This is a genomic window from Marinagarivorans algicola (assembly GCF_001292705.1).
Taxonomy (GTDB): Bacteria; Pseudomonadota; Gammaproteobacteria; order Pseudomonadales; family Cellvibrionaceae; genus Marinagarivorans; species Marinagarivorans algicola.
On sequence record NZ_LGAK01000093.1, the window covers coordinates 1 to 1959 of the forward strand.

General features: G+C 37.5%; 2 protein-coding genes and 1 pseudogene. 1 reads left to right on the top strand and 2 read right to left on the bottom strand.

All coding sequences use genetic code 11. The features are described 5' to 3' along the window. Nucleotides 1-242, top strand: a pseudogene (locus AC438_RS17280) (hypothetical protein); the annotation flags it as partial. A gap of 9 nt (nucleotides 243-251) precedes the next feature. On the opposite strand, the gene AC438_RS16265 reads toward AC438_RS17280, so the two are convergent. Together AC438_RS16265 and AC438_RS16270 are read right to left on the bottom strand one after the other, a co-directional pair. Then, nucleotides 252-758: a TlpA family protein disulfide reductase gene (locus tag AC438_RS16265; protein WP_162230771.1), complete on the bottom strand. Its 507-nt coding sequence runs from the start codon at nucleotides 756-758 to the stop codon at nucleotides 252-254. 275 nt (nucleotides 759-1033) lie between these two features. Continuing rightward, nucleotides 1034-1591, bottom strand: a complete 558-nt coding sequence (locus tag AC438_RS16270; RefSeq protein ID WP_053982314.1) for a hypothetical protein — start codon at nucleotides 1589-1591, stop codon at nucleotides 1034-1036. Nucleotides 1592-1959: the final 368 nt, after the last annotated feature.

Here is a 1959-nt window from a genome sequence, read left to right on the forward strand (position 1 = left end):
GTGTTGTAATAAGCCATTATGATAGTTACCATCAAGATAACCATTTTGATGCGTTCAAAATAGACACTCTCCTCACCCTACACATCGCTAGCACCTCTAGGATTGTCGTGATATCTAAGTTACCTCGCTGGGTAGAATATAGCTCGTTTGTTCTTGCTTTGATTGCAGGGCTAATCGATAGTGAATACCTATTATCGGTAAAAACAGTTTACCACTCTAGCACTCGGTCTTATCTTTATTAGGATATTACTCTAAACAGCTGAAAGCTCTTTATTCAGAGCATCTACAATTTTTGCCGTAGAATCATCGCCATAACCAATACTCTGATAAATGATTTTTCCACTTTTACCCACTATAAACAAATGAGGTATATTCTTAACACCAAATTTTCGACTTAAGCTTCCTCGCTTATCTCGGGTTAGCGTTAACTTAAAAGCCTCTAACTGTTTTGTTATCGCCCTGTACTGCTTATTGTTATCCCTATAATTTACAGCAACCACCTTCACCTGATCCTCACCTAATTTATTTTGAATATTTTCTAAAATAGGTAACTCTTTTAAGCAAGGCGGGCACCATGATGCCCAAAAAGAAATGATTACTATTTTACCTTTATTTTCAGATAAATGTATTTCTACACCCTCGCTATCTTTACCAAGATAATTAGGTGGAACATCGCCAATCGCCAACTTTGTTGCAGCATTAACATTTGACACAAAAAAGGCCAATAACAATGAAATTAATATTTTTTGAATATACACACTAACCGACTCCATTCAAGCTATACCACAATAAACAGCGATAATACATAGCTATATTTTTAAAAATGAAAAGACATAATAAGTACTTACATCGATTTTAATTACTCTTTTGTGCCTACTGGCCAAATTATCCGCCAACACCGTAGCGAACACTAAAATATCGCCGCCCACAAATAGAGATTCTATTGATTTTACCCTACAAAGTAAACACTAATACTTTTTAACAATCTGATACAGTGTAACTATACCCGCGCAGTGCAAAAAATAGTGTTGCACTATAACTTATTTGACTGGTTTTTTTGAAGGATGATACTACCCTTAAAATTTGCCGACTTCTCGCAATCAAACTGTTCACAACGCACATTTTGAATCGCTTTAATTGCCGTATTGGCATCAATAATATATTGCTCTTTTATGATACCCAAGCCATCTTTACGAACATTTGTCACCTCTAGCGCAAAACGATAATCATCTTTTTTTACGGCTGAAATTACAGCCATATAGTTACCAATATCAAACGCAGCATCGGTACTAAACATCTCGCCTTTATTGTACAACGTAAAATACACTTTTTTAGTCGGTGAGAGATCTGTTGATGGCCCGAGATCGACCACCACCATATTTATTTTAACCTCTTCGGCAGTACCCAACTCCATAACCTTTTCCACGCTTGCAACATGCACCTGAGCGTGACTATCACTGCTCGAGACATACCTCTCGTGTAAAACAGACACAGAAGACTCAACTTTAGCTGGCACTTTAGCCGATACGCAGGCAGCAGCCTCTGCCCCATCATAGCCCAAAAAAACACAATTAATGTCATCAAAAAGCACTTACCATACAACATAACTTCTCACTTAAAAAACATAATAGAAAAAACATAATAACTAAATTAGTCATTATTATAATATGACGATAGGCCAACCGGTAAAGGTTGACGTCATTTAATTTTTGTCACGCCCGCCCCGGCCTATCATTGGAGCAATTTTGCATACTGAGGTGAGTCAATAACAATAAATTCCCAACGTTAAACCCCGAAGCCAAAAGTTATGGGGTTCAAAGCCGTAATACTTGTACGCCTTACACGGATTACAGCTGGTGACTCTACCTATAATCTCTACTTATTGTGAGCTCAATCCATTTTCTCAGCAATGATTACTCATTGGACACTATTTGGCCTCGAGCGCTTGTGGGTTACAAA